Source organism: Corynebacterium phocae (assembly GCF_008693075.1).
Classification (GTDB): Bacteria; Actinomycetota; Actinomycetes; order Mycobacteriales; family Mycobacteriaceae; genus Corynebacterium; species Corynebacterium phocae.
The window spans coordinates 348378-366504 of the sequence record NZ_VXKJ01000043.1 but is presented as its reverse complement, the minus strand read 5'-3'; the positions used below and the strand labels follow the sequence as shown (position 1 = coordinate 366504).

At 59.1% G+C, this 18127-nt stretch carries 14 protein-coding genes; 6 read left to right on the top strand and 8 right to left on the bottom strand.

The genetic code is table 11. The features are described from left to right. The first annotated feature begins 185 nt into the window (after positions 1–185). The 5 genes from F4V58_RS08440 (at position 186) to F4V58_RS08420 (ending at position 4990) form a co-directional block, all read left to right on the top strand. Positions 186–824, top strand: coding sequence for a DUF3558 family protein (locus tag F4V58_RS08440; RefSeq protein WP_169833314.1), 639 nt, complete (start codon positions 186–188; stop codon positions 822–824). Beyond that, a complete protein-coding gene (locus F4V58_RS12540; RefSeq protein ID WP_075735069.1) occupies positions 824–2755 on the top strand; it encodes a hypothetical protein in 1932 nt (643 codons plus the stop codon). The genes F4V58_RS08440 and F4V58_RS12540 overlap by 1 nt, the downstream gene beginning before the upstream one ends. Before the next feature lie 94 nt (positions 2756–2849). Further along, complete coding sequence (locus F4V58_RS08430) at positions 2850–3674, top strand: DNA-formamidopyrimidine glycosylase family protein (RefSeq protein WP_075735067.1); 825 nt, start codon at positions 2850–2852, stop codon at positions 3672–3674. Positions 3675–3840: 166 nt separating this feature from the next. After that, positions 3841–4497, top strand: coding sequence for a hypothetical protein (locus F4V58_RS08425; RefSeq protein ID WP_075735065.1), 657 nt, complete (start codon positions 3841–3843; stop codon positions 4495–4497). A gap of 79 nt (positions 4498–4576) precedes the next feature. Then, entirely contained in the window at positions 4577–4990 is a 414-nt protein-coding gene (locus F4V58_RS08420) for a YccF domain-containing protein (protein WP_075735063.1), read from the top strand. A gap of 148 nt (positions 4991–5138) precedes the next feature. On the opposite strand, the gene pgi is transcribed toward F4V58_RS08420, so the two are convergent. The 3 genes from pgi to F4V58_RS08405 all read right to left on the bottom strand — a co-directional run bounded on the left by pgi (position 5139) and on the right by F4V58_RS08405 (position 8535). Then, positions 5139–6767, bottom strand: a complete 1629-nt coding sequence (gene pgi, locus F4V58_RS08415; protein ID WP_075735061.1) for a glucose-6-phosphate isomerase — start codon at positions 6765–6767, stop codon at positions 5139–5141. A 62-nt stretch (positions 6768–6829) separates the two neighbouring features. Continuing rightward, positions 6830–8176, bottom strand: coding sequence for a Na+/H+ antiporter family protein (locus F4V58_RS08410; RefSeq protein ID WP_075735059.1), 1347 nt, complete (start codon positions 8174–8176; stop codon positions 6830–6832). A gap of 62 nt (positions 8177–8238) precedes the next feature. Next, on the bottom strand, positions 8239–8535 hold the full coding sequence (locus tag F4V58_RS08405; RefSeq protein ID WP_075736645.1) for a chorismate mutase: 297 nt from the start codon (positions 8533–8535) through the stop codon (positions 8239–8241). 290 nt (positions 8536–8825) lie between these two features. On the opposite strand from F4V58_RS08405, the gene pcrA reads away from it, so the two are divergent. After that, a complete protein-coding gene (gene pcrA, locus F4V58_RS08400; protein WP_075735057.1) occupies positions 8826–11393 on the top strand; it encodes a DNA helicase PcrA in 2568 nt (855 codons plus the stop codon). A 46-nt stretch (positions 11394–11439) separates the two neighbouring features. Here the strand turns inward: pcrA and F4V58_RS08395 are convergent, their stop codons facing one another. From F4V58_RS08395 to F4V58_RS08375, 5 genes are all read right to left on the bottom strand, one after another. Beyond that, positions 11440–12210, bottom strand: coding sequence for a M23 family metallopeptidase (locus F4V58_RS08395; RefSeq protein WP_075735055.1), 771 nt, complete (start codon positions 12208–12210; stop codon positions 11440–11442). 462 nt (positions 12211–12672) lie between these two features. Then, entirely contained in the window at positions 12673–15459 is a 2787-nt protein-coding gene (locus tag F4V58_RS08390) for an FtsX-like permease family protein (protein WP_075735053.1), read from the bottom strand. A gap of 9 nt (positions 15460–15468) precedes the next feature. Beyond that, a complete protein-coding gene (locus tag F4V58_RS08385; RefSeq protein WP_075735051.1) occupies positions 15469–16164 on the bottom strand; it encodes an ABC transporter ATP-binding protein in 696 nt (231 codons plus the stop codon). Positions 16165–16168: 4 nt separating this feature from the next. Beyond that, positions 16169–16705, bottom strand: a complete 537-nt coding sequence (locus F4V58_RS08380; protein ID WP_075735049.1) for a PadR family transcriptional regulator — start codon at positions 16703–16705, stop codon at positions 16169–16171. Positions 16706–17108: 403 nt separating this feature from the next. Further along, positions 17109–17906, bottom strand: a complete 798-nt coding sequence (locus F4V58_RS08375) for a M23 family metallopeptidase (protein ID WP_075735047.1) — start codon at positions 17904–17906, stop codon at positions 17109–17111. Positions 17907–18127 lie beyond the last annotated feature (221 nt).

Genomic DNA, 18127 nt, shown 5'->3' with positions numbered 1-18127 from the left:
GGGCGGGGATTGATCCCAGGCTTGTGAAATGTTTAAAGGGGCCCATTGCCCGGATTCGGGTGAATTTAAAAAGAGGTGCTGACAAATCCTTACTTATAGGGCATGATGTTGGGAAGGCGCATATCTACAGTTTGCATAGGCAAAGCGATATGCCGTGATTTATTAATAACTCGGGGGAGAAACTTTTGAAAAGATTTATTTTGGCGGTAGCTATATCTGCTGTGGGGGTAAGCGTCACCGCGTGTGGCGCTGCGGGCAGTTCTGGTACAGAAACGGAAGCGGTGCCCCTTAGCCGGGCCGTTGAGGAATCCAGTTCCCAAGCTATTGAAAACAGTGATAATCAGGAGCCTAGCGTGTGGGATACCTGGTCGATGCCGGAGCTTGGCACGTACGAGCCTCCGCTTTCTGCTGAGGAAATCTTCCGTCCTTGTCGCGATATTCCTGATGAGGTAGCAGATGAGTTGGGCATTGAGATTCTGAGGAACTCCGAAGATCCGGGAGCTGGATATCAGTGTCGATTTCTTGTCGATGATTACCAAGGTGAAGCCGGATCCTTCTTTTTTACAGCAACAGAAGATCCTGTGGAACTGCTGGTTGAAACCGGTCTCTCGGAGGTTGAAAGTCGAATAGAGCAAATTCCTGGAGGTCTGGTAACGCGATATCCCGGATTTTTTGAGGAAGAAAGCTGTGAGGCCACAGTAGATACAGTCCGGGGGACAGTATCAATCGTTTACGCGAACCTTTTGCTCGAACCCAGTGGTGAGACCTACTGCGAAATCCCCTCTCAGATATTAGTTAGTTTATTTAAAAGAGGAGAAGTTTAATGAAAATTACTGAATCTTTAGAATCTGCCTCTGCCAGTTTATGTACCGTCGAGCGAGCATTGAAAGCAGCTTTAAGTGATCCACAATCGGTTTTGAACTCCGGGGTGTCTTCGATTTCTGGGTTTTCGGAGGCTGGTGAGATTCATGGTCGTTTTTTGCAGGGTGATCCGGGTTCTGCGGAGAGTGTGGTGAAGTCTTTGGCGTCGGAGGCTGAGTGGTTCGTTGAGATGTATCAACTAATGGCGCAGGCGTTTACCAGCCAAGATATGTTGCTGTCTTATGGTTTAGATCTTGTTTCTGAGTCTGTTTCGCCGGAGGGGAGGGATCTTCCGTTTTCGCGTGAGCCGGAGAATTCGGTGCGTGAGGTATTTTTTCATAAGCCTGGTGTGCAGTTGGGTGATGATTTTGATAGTGCTGTTGCTGATATTGGGGCTATTGATGTTGGTCAGATTGATGCTTCTACGCAGCGGTGGTCGGAGTTGGCGCGTTCGATGACGCGGGCTGGGGAGCGGTTGGAGTCTATTGCTTCGCAGATTCGTGAGGAGAACAAGGGCGAGGCTATTGATGCGAGTGTTGAGCGGGTAGGCCAAGCTGTTGCGGTTGCTCGGGTGTTTGCTGCTAATGCGGAGGCAATGGCTGGCAGGACTGCTGCTTTTTCTGGTTTGACGGTCACTTCCATGTTGGGGGCGGCGATGGATGCTGCGGTGATTAAGAAAATTGAGGATCCGGAGGAACGGGAGTTGGCGCAGAAGGCTGCTTTGGCGCGGGCGCAGTCGGGTTTGCAGGACGCAGTAGATGCTTCACTTCCTAGTGGGGGAACTTTGGCTTCGGAGTTTGGTTTAGGTGCTGGTGGTGGCTCTGCAACGGTTGGGCTTGGTGGTCATGACGGTTATGCGGAAGGGCTGGCTGTTGATGAGGTTGTGTGGCCTAAAGCTTTGACTGATGCTGCGGCATCCGGCCGGGTAGGGCCTGGTTCTTTTGAGGTTGTTGACGGTCGCGTCCGCCCGAATGCGGACCTGGGCTTGCCCCCGGAGCATCAGAGCATGATCGATCGGGCCGCCGGTGAGGCGCTGGGACGGTTGGGGATCTCGCCTGAAGGCGTCGGCTTACAGGACGTGGGAACTGTCGCAGCGGGTGCTTCGGTGGCGGCATCTTCACCGGGTGGCCTCGCAGGGCCGTCTGGTGGCGGTGGCGCTGGCGGGACTTCGGCGATAGTTTCAGGGATCCCCGGCTCGGTCCCAGGAATGGGCGCGCGAAACGGTGGCGGCGGGGCCTTGGCCGGTAGTGCCGGCGGTGGTGCTGGTGCGGGGCAACCGTTAAACGGTCTGCGAACCTCGCGCGGTATTGGCGGCACTGCGGGTGGTGGACGCTTTGGTTCCGGCGGTGCCGGCCAGGCAAGAGCCGGAGGCGTAGCCGGAAATTCCGGAGGACTTGGTGCGGGTAGCGGGAATGGCCCAGGGCGGGCTGGTGCCGCGGGCCGGGCTGGCATGGCTGGGGGAGCCGGTGCTGGTCGTGCTGGCGCTGTCGGTGGCTCGCTGGGTAGCGGTCCGGGTATTCGTTCCAGTAGCGGGTTAAGCGGTGGCTCTGGTTCCGGGTTTGGTTCGGGGTACGGTTCTGGCTCTGGCGCTTCGGGTGGCTTCGGTTCCGGTGTGTCTGGTGGTTCCGGTTCTGGGTTGTCCGGTGCTGGTGGGCAAGGTTCTGTGGCTGGCTCCAGTGCTGGTTCAGGGGCGGGCTCTGCGACTGGCTCTGGTGGTCAGGCGGCCGGTGGTGGAATGGCCGGCGGTGGTCGGGGTGGTCAGCGTCAGGGTAAGCGCGGTCAGATTCATGCGGTGACAACCAAGATTGAGGCGGAGCCTAACCGCAGGGCGTTGTTGGGGAAGTTGCCGCCGGCGGTGCCGGGGGTTATCGGTGCCTGGGTGCGGGAGGATTAGTCCTGGGGTATGCCCGGTGGATTGGGGCGGCACTGGGCACGCGGCGCTACTATTGGCGGTGGCCTAAGTTTGACCTGATGAAGGGGAGGTGGCCATGCCGGAGGGTGATTCCGTCCTACAGCTGTCCAACCGGTTGCAATTTATGGTTGGACGGGAAGTGACCAAGACGTCAGTGCGGGTTCCAAGGTATGCCCTGGCGTCTTTCGACGGCATGACCTGCCAGCGGATCTGGCCCTACGGCAAGCATCTGCTTATGCGCTTTGATGAGCTCATCTTGCACACCCACCTGAAAATGGAGGGGCAGTGGGCCATGCATTACGCGGGGGATAGGTGGCGCAAGCCCGGGCACACCGCGCGGGTAGTGTTGCAACTTGCCCATACCCCGCGTGACATCGAAGTCGTAGGCCACTCGCTGGGTTTTGTGGAGGTCTATCCGGTGGAAAATTATGAAGCGAGGATAGCGCACCTAGGCCCGGACATGTTGAACCCGGAGTGGGAGTCCAACGGTGACCGGGAGGAGGTCATTCGGCGCATGTTGGCGCGGCCCACACGGGCGGTGGGAGCAGCGTTGCTGGATCAGAAGGTAGTGGCGGGTATCGGTAATGAATACCGTGCGGAGGCCTGTTTCATCGCGGGCGTGCACCCCGCCACACCGGTCGCAGAGGTGGATGTAGAGAAGATCATTGATATCAGCCGGAAGATTATGTGGGCCAACCGGAATGAGCCCGTCCGGGTGACCACTGGTGTTAAGCGGGGCGGGGAAACCGCCTACGTGTTTGGGCGCAACCGGAAACGGTGCCGGCGTTGCGGTGAGCTTATCAAGAAAGACTTGTTGGGAGGCCCTGACGCCGGTGGGGATGAAGGTGAGCTTGAGCGGGTTATCTGGTGGTGCCCAAGCTGCCAGCCTTTGTCCGCGTAGCGCGGTGCCGGTCACGGAGGACAGGCGGTGAGGGCACCGCTTTTAGGGCTGAATTCCAGTGCTGAATGAGAATTGAAATAGCGGTCGGGCTGATAATTTTGTATTAAAATATCTAGGGTCGGTTGCGTTTTTCGTAACCATTCTCGTTCTAACTCAAGGAGTTTTTATGTTCAAGCGTTCGATCGCTTCTGTGGCCGCTGTGGCCACTTTGCTGCAGGTTAGTGTGGTTCCCGCGCAAGCGGTGTCAGTTGATGTGTACGGGCAGTACTGCACTATCAATTACACCAATGAAGAACACCAGATCATCGGGGAGCGTTGGGAAAGGCTCCAGTCAGCGAGTGAACGCTACAACGCGCTTCGTGGCTACCCGGCTAAAAATATTCCGCAGTGGGACGGCGATTGGCGCAAGGTTGCTAATGGGTACCAGGTCTCCACCACCCGTAACACGGAGCGGCAACGCCTGGAAACATACAGAAGTCAGCGCAAGGCCTTTAATAAATGGCTTGAGACGGAATCCAATAAGGACCTCACCGACGCTGAGAATAAGGCGCTACTCGGGTATCAACTAGCGGCGGGGTCGTTGTTCCTGGCGATGGACCGGCTGCAGAAGGTCAGGGAAGCCTGCATCAACGGCCAAGGGATGAGTGAGACTGACCTGGGTTTTGCTCAAGCACCTGCGGCTGATAACCCGCTGTCCTCAGCAGATGGTCAACCAAACGAAACCGGTATTGCGGTCATCGCGGCCGGCGCAGTAGTTGCTGTGCTGGGGCTGATTGCGGCGGTATTGCCCATGCTTTCCTCCCTGTTGCCGTTCGGGCTGTAAAAGCTGCAGAAGTGCTTCGGGGCAGTAGCTTTCCCGGCGGTTGGTGTCTTTGGCCGCCGGAGCGGCTATTGTTAGCGTGATGAAACTTATCTTGAACCTTATCTGGTTGTTTACCGGTGGCTTCGCGCTGGCGTTGGGCTATGTTCTGCTTGGCGTTTTTGCCTGCTTGTTTGTGGTGACCATTCCGGCGGGCGTGGCGTCTTTCCGGATGGCCAGCTTTGCGCTGTGGCCCTTTGGGCGTACCGTGGTCCAGCCGGTGGGAGGGACTAGTGGATTGTCCACTGTCTCCAACGTGATTTGGTTTCTTGCTGCGGGCTTGTGGTTGGCGGTAGGCCACGTAACTACTGCCGCTGTGCAGGCGGTGACCATCATCGGCATCCCGGTGGCCTTGGCCAACCTGAAGATGATTCCGGTGACGTGCTTCCCGTTTGGGCGCCAGGTGGTATTTTCCGACGCCATCCCGCACGGCTTCGAGCCAATGGTAAAGCTCTAGTCACCACCCCGGTGGGCGGGGGCGGTTTCAATGGATAGGTGAGAAAACGGACTCCCCGCCGCAGCTTGAACAAGCTGCGGCGGGGAGTCCTAGCCGTTTTCCTAGCCGTTTTCCTAGTCGTTTTCCTGGCCTTGACTAGGCGCGTGGCTTAGCGGTTGGCGCGGTACCAGTTGATAAGCGCGTCGGTGGAGGCGTCGCCGGAGTTGGCTTCCTCTTTGCCGGAGACGGCGGGTGCTAGGTCGTTGGCCTGTTGCTTGCCCAACTCCACGCCCCACTGGTCAAAGGAGTTGATGTCCCAGATGACGCCCTGGGTGAACGTGATGTGCTCATAGAGGGCAATGAGCGCGCCCACGGCATGCGGTGTTAGCTCCTTGGCCACCAGGGTGGTGGTGGGGCGGTTGCCCGGCATGACCTTGTGCGGGATGAGGTCTTCCGCCACGCCCTCAGCGGCAATTTCCGCAGCAGTCTTGCCAAAGGCCAAGACCTTGGTCTGGGCAAAGAAGTTGCCCATGAGTAGATCGTGCATGGAGCCGGTGCCATCGGCAGTAGGGAAGTCCTCACGCGGGGTGGCAAAGCCAATGAAATCCGCGGGGATGAGGTGGGTGCCCTGGTGGATGAGCTGGAAGAAGGCGTGCTGGCCGTTGGTGCCGGGCTCACCGAAGTAAATCTCCCCAGTGTCCACGGCAACGGCCCGGCCGTCGCGGTCCACGGACTTGCCGTTGGACTCCATGGTCAGCTGCTGCAGGTAAGCCGGGAAGCGCGCCAGGTCCTGGGAGTAGGGGAGCACGGCGTGGGTCTGCGCGCCCAAGAAGTCGGTGTACCAGACACCTAGCAGGCCCATGAGCAGCGGGAGGTTTTCTTCCGGCTGGGCGGTGCGGAAGTGGGTGTCCATGGCGTGCATGCCGGCTAAGAAATCGCGGAAGTTCTTCGGGCCAATAAGCGCCATGATGGACAAGCCAATGGCGGAGTCCACGGAGTAGCGGCCACCCACCCAGTTCCAAAAACCAAACATGTTCTTCGGATCAATGCCAAACTCAGTGACCTTTTCCTCATTGGTGGAAAGAGCCACAAAGTGCTTGGCAATGGCGGAGTCATCCCCGTCAAAGGCGTCAAGTGCCCAGCGGCGGGCCACATGGGCGTTGGTGAGCGTTTCCTGGGTGGTGAAGGTCTTGGAGGCAATGAGGAATAAGGTGGTCTCCGGGTCCAGGTCGCTGAGCGCTGCGGCGATGTCGGAGGGGTCCACGTTGGAGACAAAGCGGACGTCTAAGTCCCCGTGTTTGTAGGTGCGCAGCGCCTGCGCCAGCATGACCGGCCCCAAATCAGAGCCGCCGATGCCAATGTTGACCACCGTGGCAATCTTCTTGCCGGTATGCCCGGTCCAGGTGCCATCATGGAGGGAACCGACGAATTGTTCCATGCGGTCTAGGACCCCGTGGACATCGGCAGTGATGTCCTGGCCGTCAACGTTAATCTGGTGGTCTTTGGGCGCGCGCAGGGCAGTGTGCAACACAGCGCGGTCCTCAGTGAGGTTGATGTGCTCACCTGCGAACATGGCCTCCCGGCGCTCTGCCACCTTGGCTTCCTTGGCAAGCGCTAGGAGCGCGCCCAGGATGTCCTCATCGAGGAGGTTCTTGGAAAGATCGGCGTGCCAGCCGGCGGCATCAACAGAAAGGCGCTCTACGCGGCCGTCCTTGCCAAACAACTCACGGAGGTCGAGCTCCTTGGATTCAGCTAGTTGTTCCAGCTTTTGCCAAGCGGAGGTGGATGAAATAGACATGTGGAAACAGACCTTTCTCAGGCGGTGATTTTTCTATGCTTTCTACCGTAGTGCATTTGGGTTTAAAGGATCATCGCAGCAGCCCAGCCGGCTATAAGCAGCGGGATGTTGAAATGGATGAACGTAGGAATAACGGAGTCCCGGACGTGGTCATGCTGGCCATCGGCGTTAAGGCCTGCGGTGGGGCCCAGCGTGGAATCTGATGCCGGGGAGCCCGCGTCACCAAGCGCGCCTGCGGTACCCACCAGCGCCACCGTGGCAGCGGGGCTAAAGCCCAATGACACTGCCAGTGGCACGAAGATCACGGCAATAACGGGGAGTGTGGAAAAGGAAGAACCGATACCCATGGTGACAATAAGTCCCACCAGCAGCATGGCCCCGGCGGCGGCAAACTTGTTGTCCCCGAACACGTCACCGGCGGTAGTAACCAGGGACTCCACCTCACCGGTTGCGGACATCACGGCAGCAAAGCCTTGGGCAGTAATCATGATGAAACCAATGAGTGCCATCATTTTCATGCCCTGGCTGAAGATGTCATCAGCGTTGCGGAAGTTAACCGCGCCGGTAACCAGCAGGATTGCTAGGCCGATGAGGGCGCCCACCAACAGGCCGTCCGCCTCAAATCCCAAGGATTGCATGAGGATCTGGACCACGAAGGTAGCCACAATGGCCACCATGGCTACCGCCACCTTGTACCGGGAGACGTCCGGGGCCTTTTCTGGAGCGGTGCCCAAGGAGACATCGGCATAATCGCGCGGAGTGCGGTAGGTGACAAAGATAGCTATCAGCACGCCCACCAGCATTCCCAGGGCGGGGAAAGCCATGACCTGCATGACATTAATCCCGGAGGTATCTAGCCCTGCCTCACCAATGTTGTAGAGCAAAATATCGTTGAGGTAAATAGAACCAAAGCCCACGGGGATAAACATATAGGTGGTCACCAAACCGAAGGTGATGCAACAGGTGATGAGCCGGCGGTCAAGGCGTAGCTTATTCATCACGTTGAGCAGCGGCGGAACCAGCAGCGGGATAAACGCGATGTGGACGGGAATGAGGTTCTGGCTCATCACCGCCATGGCAATGATTCCAGCTACCAGCAGCCACTTGGTGGCGGAGGCTGCCTTAGCTGAACTGCCGTCCGAGTTGATCCTGTGGAGCAAGAAGTCCGCCAGCAATTTGGGCAGCCCGGTGGCGGCCACGCCCATGGCAAACGCGCCCAGCAGGGCGTAGCTCAGCGCAATCTTGGCGCCGCCGCCCAAGCCGTCCTGGAACGCAATGAGCGTCCTATCCAAGCCCATGCCGGCTACCAGTCCTCCCGAAAGCGCGCCTAGAAACAGCGCCACGACCACATGGACGCGAAGAAGGGAAAGGACCAGCATAAGGACAACGGCTACGAGGACTGCGTTCACATCTTAGAGTGTAGAACATTCACGTTATGGCTAGTGCGTTGCCTAGGCCAAAAAGGGGAGGGCTAGCCCAATTTCCCGCGCCCCATGCGCAGAAGGGCTTGGGCAATCGCCGGGCCTTCCTCCCCCAGTTCCTCGCGGAATTGGTTAATAATGGCAATTTCGCGGGTGTGGACCAAACGGGTTCCGCCGGAGCTCATGCGGGTTTTGCCAATTGCGTGGGCAATCTCCGTGCGCCTTTTCACCGCCTCCAGGATAATCCGGTTCATGCGGTCAATTTCTTGCCGGTAGCGCTGGATCTCCGAGTCGGAGAGGGGATCATCCGTGCCAGTTGGGGTGCGGACGTCAAACTGCTCCACCAGGGCCTGGGCGGAGTCGGTGTCCGGTTGATTGGGCTGGTGTTCGTCCGTGGGGCCGCTTGCGGTAGCTGTGGTGGATGTGGTTGCGGCTGTGCTGGAGGTTGCGGCGTCGTGGTTAAGCCTTGGGGTGTCAGGGGCGTTCATAGCGTCTAAATCTAGCCCGGAAATCCCCGAATGCACAATGGTTTTTGCAGGCAAGTGCCCCCGTTGGGCTAAGGGCGCGCGAGCTTTGGTGCCAAGCCCCGCGAGTAACAGGCCCCATGTCCACCCAAGGTAGTAGGTTGGATAACACTATGGAAAATTCCTCACCGTTTTCACGCCGCAACCCGTCTACGCCCGCCACCGGAACTGAACCCACTGGTAGGGAGCAAGGCTTCCTCTTTGGGGGAGCCAAACCCGCGCCGGTGCCCGCAGAGCAACCGGCACCTGCCGTGGACAGCCCGCTGTTGGAGGGGCTGAACCCCCAGCAGCGGCAGGCGGTGGAGCATATTGGCTCCCCGCTGCTCATCGTGGCCGGCGCTGGATCGGGCAAGACCGCGGTGCTAACCCGGCGGATTGCCTACCTCATGCAGCACCGGGGGGTGGCACCCTGGGAAGTACTGGCAATTACGTTTACCAACAAGGCCGCAGCGGAGATGAAAGAGCGCGTGGGCCAGCTGGTGGGGCCAGTGGCGGAGCGCATGTGGGTATCCACCTTCCACTCCATCTGCGTGCGTATCTTGCGCCAAAACGCGCAACTGGTGCCGGGGCTAAACTCCAACTTCACCATTTATGACGCGGATGATGCCCGGCGGCTGTGCTCGCTGATTGCTAAAGACATGGGCTTGGACCTGAAAAAGTTCACCAGCCGCGTGTTGGCCAACAACATCTCCAACTACAAAAACGAGCTCCAAGGGCCGGACTACGTGCTGGCAGAAGCAGAACGCACCCACAACCCCTTCGACTTGACCATCGCGCAGGTCTACGCCGAATACCAGCGGCGCCTCCGCGCCGCCAACGCCGTGGATTTTGACGACCTGATAGGGGAGGTCGTGCGCATCTTCACCCAGTACCAGCAAGTAGTGGAGTTCTACCGGCGGCGGTTCAAGCACGTGCTCATTGATGAGTACCAAGACACCAACCACGCGCAGTACCGCCTGGTGGCGGCGCTGGTGGGCCAAGGCAACCGGGTAGCGGAAGGCATGGCCCCGGAGCTGTGCGTGGTGGGTGACTCGGACCAGTCCATCTACGCCTTCCGTGGCGCCACCATCCGCAACATTGAGGAATTTGAGCGCGACTACCCGCAGGCGCGCACCATTTTGCTGGAGCAAAACTACCGCTCCACCCAAACCATCTTGAACGCGGCCAACGCGGTGATTGCGAAAAACGACAACCGCCGCAAGAAGAACCTGTGGACAGCACACGGTCAGGGCGCAAAGATTGTCGGTTACGTCTCAGACAATGAGCACGACGAAGCCCGGTTTATTGCCCAAGAAGTTGACCAACTGGTAGACGGGGGCCGGGAGTATTCCGATATGGCGGTGATGTACCGGACCAATAACTCTTCCCGCGCCATTGAAGATATCTTCATCCGCTCTGGCATTCCCTACAAAGTGGTGGGCGGCACACGCTTTTATGAGCGCAAAGAAATCCGCGACCTGGTGGCCTACCTGCGCATTGTGTTCAACCCAGATGACACCATCAGCCTGCGGAGGATAATCAACGTGCCCAAGCGCGGTATCGGCGCGAAGGCAGAAGGCCACCTGGCGGTCTACGCGGAGAACATGGGTATTGGCTACTCCCAGGCGCTGCGTGACGCGGCCGCGGGGGATATCCCGGGGCTTAGTGCTATGGGGCGCAATGCCATGGCCAGGTTCGTGGAGATGATGGACTCGGTGCGCGCGCAGATGCCGGCTATGACCAATGAGATCACCGGGCAACCAGACATCGGGGAGCTGGTCACCACAATCTTGGACGCTACCGGCTACCGCGCACTGCTGGAAAGCTCGAATGACCCGCAGGACGGCTCGCGCTTGGACAACCTCAACGAGTTGGTTTCCGTGGCGCGGGAATTCAGCTCAGAGGCAGCCAACCAGATGGCGTTCGCGGAGGCGGACGCGGAGCTAGGCGGTGAAGGCGGCGCGAGCATGGAAGAAGGAGAAGCCGCGCCGGGCTCCTTGCAGGCCTTTTTAGAAAAGGTTTCCTTAGTAGCGGACGCGGACCAAATTCCGGAGCACGAATCCGGGGTGGTCACACTGATGACGTTGCACACGGCCAAGGGTCTGGAATTTCCCGTGGTCTTTCTTCCGGGGTGGGAAGACGGGCAGTTTCCGCATATGCGCTCCTTGGGGGATCCGCTGGAGCTGTCAGAGGAGCGCCGCTTGGCCTACGTGGGGATCACCAGAGCGCGCGAGCAACTGTATCTTACTCGCGCGCTTCTCCGGTCATCCTGGGGTAATCCGTTGTCCAATCCGGCCAGTCGCTTCCTCGCGGAGATCCCAGAAGATCTCATCGACTGGCGCCGTGGAGAACAAGATAGTTCCCTGTCCCGGGCCTCGGCCTGGGGTGATGATGATTATTCCTATGGCCGCACCTATAACAAGGAGTGGGGCGGCTACGGCGGAAAGTCTACGGGCTCCGCGTCTTCCCCAACGCAGGCCCGTAAACCTTCCACTTCCTCGCGCTCGCAACTCTCAGCGCGGCCACGGAATAATAAACTTGATTTAGTTGTAGGAGACCGCGTCAACCATGACAAATACGGATTAGGTAAGGTCCTGGAGGTAAGCGGTACTGGTCCTCGTACCAGCGCAACCATTGATTTTGGTTCCGCAGGCAAGGTCCGGCTCATGCTCATTGGCGGCGTTCCCATGGAAAAGCTCTAACAGCTTTACAGGCGCGCTGCCGGGAGTGCCAGGATGTCGCAGCAGCCTAGAAGTAGATTCCCTGCTGCGCGAACCACGCCTGCGGGTCAGCCGGCGTAGCGCCATCTGGGTGGATTTCAAAGTGCAGGTGCGGTCCGGTGGAGTGGCCCTCATTGCCAATAGAGGCAATTTGCTGGCCGGCTTCCACACGGTCGCCCACGTTAACCAGCAGGGAGTCCCCGCGCATGTGGCCGTAGACGGAAACCGCGCCGTTGTCATGCTTGATGCGGATCCAGTGGCCAAACCCTTGCGCGGGTCCGGAGCTGATGACCTGGCCGGACATGACGGCGTAGATGGGCGTGCCCACCGGGTTGGCCACGTCAATACCGTTGTGCATAGCGCCCCAACGCATTCCAAACCCGGAGGTAAGAACACCGGAGGTGGGGAAGACTACCGGGTAGCCTTCCACCGTGGTGCCGCGAAGGGAGGGGCTAAGCGGGGAGCCAACCTCGGGGGTTAGGGCCGCTGCCAGACCGGAGATAACGTGAGGGTCCAGAATTGCCCGCACCCCGCTTGGGGCGCCACCGGCGGGAGGGAGGGATTCGTTATTGAGGATCTGGTCCGCAGCGCCGGCTAGTTCAGCCAAGGTGTCTAGCACGACAATGGCGGTATCAATGTCTTCCTTGGAGGAGCCCTCTTCGCCGTTGGTGGTGCTCACCGGGGCGACATCGCCCTCGTGGGCCATGGCGTTGGGTGCCTGGGACAGCGTGAGTGCTGCGGTAACGGCTACTGCGGAGGCAGTGGCCCTGGTGCGGCGCGCATCGGGATAGCGCTTCATAAGTGGTCCTTTTCGCGATATTGCCTGAGACATGGTCAAAGCCACTGGGAACTCATACGGCGTATTTTGCTTTGTGAATCGAGTCAATATGGAGATGTGCGGAGAAAATAAAATTTTGGTTACTTTGAGTAGCCGGGCGTGTCGTTACACGATGTTTATCGCGTTGTGACACTTGTTAAAAGGTAACGTCTGATGACTAGCGGTGCAACCGTTCGAAATTGCAGGTAGGAGCCCCATATTTCGAAAACATTCGAACATGCCAGCGTGTTACGTGTGTTGCTAATGTGACTAAAGTTGAGGGTGTAAAGTCGTGATTTAAGGAATGGGGGTGGCGTGTGGGGGTGGGGCATATGAAAAATGAACCGCCCCAGGGGCGGTCCATTTCTTAGCAAAGGCTAGGCCGTTTCATGCGGCAACTCTTGCGGCCGGGTGGGCACGCTAAGACTGCTAGGCGCGAGAAAGTTAAGCCAGCAAGCGGTCCTCCTGCGCACCGCCTACCAGCGCCTGGCAATCACTTCTGCGCTGGCGGTGGATGACCCAGGTCAGTGCCGTGGATACCGCCACGGCGCCCAGGCTTGCCAGCAGGACCGGCCAGCTTAAGCGCTGGTAGCCCAAGGTGCCAAGCGCTAAGAGCTCCCCGGTAGGGGCGTGAAGGTCTCCAGTGCTGGTTGCCAGTACGGCCAGCTGTCCGGACACAAAGCCCAGGGCAAGGGCGGCGCTGGAAATCAGGAAGGTCTGTAGTGCGGCCACCTTGGCACCAAAACCGGGGGCGGCACCGATGGCGGCGAACGCGCGGTTTTCCCGGCGCAGAGTAGCGGCGGACAGCGCTGTGACTAACAGCATGGTGATGATAACCAACGCCGCCAGGAATAGCGGCCCAACAAAGGGCTGCGAAACCTGCGGGTCCTGCGCGGCAAAGTAGACATCGGCGGTAAGTGTCTCACCGAAGATATCGCGACTGCCGTCCTCCGGTGTGGAATCTGCGCTATCCATACGCGATATCGGCAGGTTTCGCTCATCTACCTCCCGGTGGGCAGCGGTGGCCTCCGCACCGCTAATGTCCTGGGGGTAGACCAGGGCCGCGCCAATGAGCGTGGGGTTAAGCTCCAGGGCCCTGGCGGCTTCGGGGCTAAGCAGCGTAACAGGCCGGGAAAGGTGTGAGATTGACTCACTTACTTCCAGTGCAGCTGTGGTTTCTTTAGTCACCGGTTCATCCTGTAACTCCTCAACGGCCTCTGAGATCGCTTGAATCTTGACGGTGGGTGCCGGTTGCGAAGAACCCTCCGGAATAAACCCAGACCCGCGCGGAAGCACAATGCCTCCCGCGGCCAACGTCTTTGCGGCCTTGGCGCGGTCATCGGGGGAGTCAAAAACCACCAGATCCAGAAGTTCCTGGCCGCCAATCAGGTGCTTGGTCAGGTAGAAGTCATAAGATGTCGATGGTCCATTATCCTGAGCGATACGCGCCAAGCACCGGCTTACCTCGCGGGGATCCTTATCAGGACCGTGGCCAGACGTTCCCGGGAATCCGTAACCGACGCTCAGGAATGAGGTATAGGTAGCGCCGTAGTAACCATCGCAGGCCGGAGCATCCCTGGCTGTAAGACGAAAGCTCTTCGCACCTCCAGCAAGCTCGCGGGGCGTAGCCGGACCAAAAAGAGGGACCTCCGTGGACGCCCCCAGGCGTTGGGTGAGAATACTGCCAACGTCTGCGATGGTTTCCTTATCACCAGCTGTAATCAACGCCACGTTGCGCGGGGTGCCCAGGAGCAGCTGGGCCTTGGCGGTGGCGTCGTGCGTCAGCATTGAGCTAGAGCTGAACGTAAACAGGGAACTGGCGCACAGTAACGCGGCAACCGCCGGGATTGCGCGCATGGAACTACGTCCCAGGCCGCGCGCCGCGGTGCGCCAGACCATGGGGGCGCGGGTGCCTAGTTTAGACATCCCCAATACAACCGCCGGCGCACTGAGGGCAAACCCAATCATGCCCGGAAGGAGGAGGAAGTAAGGAGCAAAGGCTATAAAAGCGCCGGAAGTAGCCTTAGACGTTCCCACCGCCAGCGCTATCCCCACCAGCGCACAGATAACCGGCCCCACAGCCATCCACTTCTTCCACCGCAACATGCGGTCCGGGTTGGCACCTAGCATGGCACTACTTAGCGCAGACTTGCCCGCTAGATAGGCGGGGATGGACGCGGCCACTAGGCAGCCGATGAGGGCTACTGCCCAGGCACAGGCAATAAATGTCACCGGCCAACTCACCTCCCAATCCGGGGTCTGGAGTGAAACGGCAACCCAGCCGGCCGCACACCCTAGCGCTACGCCAAGGGTGGCACCCAAGACGCCGGCAAAGAGTGCAAAGGATAGCACCGCCATGGCAATGTGTGTGCGGGTTGCCCCCTGCGCCGCCATGAGGGCGAACATACGGGTGTGCCGGGAAAGCGCCAGCGCGAAGGCCGGGGATAGAAAAAGGAAGATGAAAAGAAACCCGGTAAGGAAGGGGATGACGTTAAGGAATAGGAAAAAGAAATCAGGGCTCACTTTGGAACCATCCCCAGCCATGTAGGGGTAGGGCGAACCATGCAGGCGCTGAACCTCAAAGCCTTGGTCAAACATGGCCTGGCGCTGCTGGGCGTCCAGCGGCTGCGGCCCGGTGATGGTAAACGACGCCGCCGCGGCTGCCGCGGGGTTGTCTAGAACATCAACCATTGTCAGCAGGGAATCTGGACCAACCAGGGAGGAAAAACCTGGCACTATCCCCACCACCGTCAAGGTGGCAGACCCTAACTGCGGATGACCTTCCGCCCGGAAGGCTACAGTCTCTCCCTTTTTGATCCCTAAAGTCTCAGCCACGGGATGGGCCAGCACTACCTCCCCGGTACCCGGAGTGATGGGAAGATCTTCTAGGAGCAGTTCCCGGGGGTATTGCTCCACCATGGAACTGTAAGGAGCCGCTTGCCCGGAACCTGCAGAAGCCGTGAAGACACCCAGCACCCGAGCGGAGACATCCAGCGAATATCCGGCGGGAAGGGCATTTTCCAGCTCCGCTGCGGTGGGATTTCCTGTCCGGCCAGACACGGTTTGCGCTTCTGCCGGCACGAACTTGGGGTTATTCGACTCTGTGTAGACACCCATGCCCACAACGGCGGCTACGGCTAGTGCGATGAGTATGACCGCGGCGGTTAACCGGCCGGGGCGGCCAAACATGTCGCGCCGCACGGGGCGGGTTGCTGCAATAAAGCTTGACATATCTACTCCTTACTTCCGGGCGGTGTTGTTGTCAGTAATGCGGCCGTCGCGGACCATGACCACGCGGTCCGCCCAGGCGGCAAAGCGGGGCTCATGCGTAACAAGCAGGCCACTGGCACCGCCGTCTATCCGCCCGCGTAGCACCTGCATGACTTCCTCACCGGTTGCGGTGTCCAGCGCGCCCGTGGGCTCATCCGCCAGCAGGATGCCGCGTTTGCCCACCAGTGCGCGGGCAATGGCCACGCGCTGGGCTTGGCCACCGGAGATTTCATCCGGGAAGCGGTCCGCCATATTCTCCAGCCCCACTTCCGCAAGGGCCGCCGGGGCTAGCTCCTTGGCCTGGCTGCTGCTCATCCCTTCTAGCTCTAGCGGCAAGGTGACGTTTTCTCCTACCGTGAGAGTGGACACCAAATTAAAGTGCTGGAATACAAAACCTAGGTGGTTACGGCGCAGCTCTGCGGCCTTGGAAGCGCTGATCCCGGCGGTGTCTATGCCGTTGACCAGCACCCTTCCGGAGGTGGGCGGTTGGAGCAGGCCCGCCACGTTGAGCAGGGTGGACTTGCCGGAGCCAGAGGGGCCCATCACGGCCACCAGCTCTCCTGGGCTGAGCGTGAGAGAAACGTTGTCTAGCGCGGTGACCTTGCGGGCGCCGGTGCCAAAAATACTAGTGATGTTATCTAGCTCTAGAGGGTTGACGTGTGACATGGTTTTAGCCTTCCTGTGTGGAGGTGTGCGGGGATAGGGACTCAACGCGGTCTAGCCAGCGCAGTTGTCCTTCTAGTTCGAAGACGCGGCGCTCCAGAGTGAGCCGTTGGGTGGTTCTGGTCTGGGGGAGGTTGTGAGCCTCTACGTTGAGTTCGCGGATGGCCTGGAGTGTGGCAAAACGCTGCTTGTCTAAAAGCGTGATGAGGTCAATGTCTGCGCGGCTGGCGGCCAGGGCCACTTTGATGACAAGCTCATCCCGGTCGGCTGCAGGGCGTGCGACAACGGAATTGAACCATTCTTTTAGCGCATCTTCACCGGCTGTGGTGAGGGCGTAAAGCTCCGCCTTACGTCCGGTGGGGCCGGTGGTGTGGCCCTGGGGGATGACCAGGCCGTCGCGTTGCAGCCGGGTGAGGGTCTGGGCTACTTGGCCTGGGTTGAGTGACCACACTTCATTCATAACGGTGGAGAAGCTGGTCTGTAGCTGGCTCGCGGTGGACGGGCCCTCCTTGAGTAAAGCTAGTAATGAGTGTTTGATGGACACGAGTACCCCTGTCTTTTCGGGTTTTGCCTGGTTGGCGCGTTACTTACTGTGTAAACAACCCCTAGCTTACTGGGTAAGTAATCGGTTGGCAAGGGGGTGGTGGAAGTATCCTGTACGTAAGGGGGGCAGGTGTCCTGGGCGGTGATGGTCAGGGGGTGTCCGGCGCAGGGCGGATGATGGGGGTGATTTCCCCGCTGGTCTACCCCAGGAGATCGGAAGTTTGGCGCGAAGCTATCTGTGTCAAAATCCTCAAAACGGGGGTATTTGACCGGGGTTGGTTTAATCGGAAAACTAATAATGTGACGGTTGCCACATTTTAACGGCGCTCGGGGCGAACCTGGCCAACGCTAAGATTTTGCGCCGCAGGTCCGCCCTCGTTGAAAAGAAAGAAGAAGATGCCTTATTAAAGGTTGATTCCGTGTTCCGCTAACCAAGCGGCTGGGTCGGCGGGAGTGGTGCCGTCGGGGTGGATCTCAAAATGCAGGTGGGAGCCGGTGGAAAAGCCCAGGCTGCCCATGCCGGCAATCTTTTGGCCGGCGGTAACGCGCTGGCCAACAGCTACGTCAAGCGACTGCATGTGGCCGTAAAGGGAAAGGGAGCCGTCATCATGCTTGATACGGATCCAGTTGCCGTAACCGGAGGCCGGTCCGGAGTCAACCACGGTACCGTCCATGACGGCAAGGATGGGGGTTCCCGGAGCGTTAGCAATATCAACGCCGTAGTGGAAAGTTCCCCAGCGGGGGCCAAAGGGGGAAGTGAACGCGCCCTCGGCTGGACGGGAAATTTGCGGGGCACGGGCCGCCATGTCAGCGGCCGCGCGTGCCGTAGAGGCCTCAATGGCCTTGTGTAGCTGTTCCTGCAGGTTGATGACTGGCTTTTCTTCAGCCAGCGCCAGAATCTGGGGGGCTGCGAATGCAGCGTCCGCAATAGCGGTGTTAGCCGCGTCTACGGCGTTAGAGAGGTCTTGATTAAACCGGTCGAGCGGGGAGGAATTTGCTGCCAGGGTGAAGTTAACGGACTGGGCTTTAGTGGATGGACCGCCGTCCGCGTTATCTTGAACCTGAGCCGCTGCAACGCCGGTGGCGCCAGCGCCGGATACTGCACCCGCCGCGACTGTAAAAATAGCAACGCGGCCTTTAGCCGTCTGAGCAGCAGTCACCTTACGGTGACGGCCAGCGTTGCGCTGAAGGTTGCTTCGCATTAAGTATCTTCTTTCCTTGTCTCAAGCCGTGTTCTTCGCTCTAAGCCAAATCCGTAGAACGCTCAGAAATTTAAAGCGTTTCACTGAAAAGCTAGTGTTTACACGATTGTGACCATCTTGTTACCAACAGGTGCTAACAATACTGGGATTAGTGAAGACGGGCAACCTGATCCGCCAATTTCCCAACGAAACTCGGTTCATTCATCAAACTTTCAGTAAAC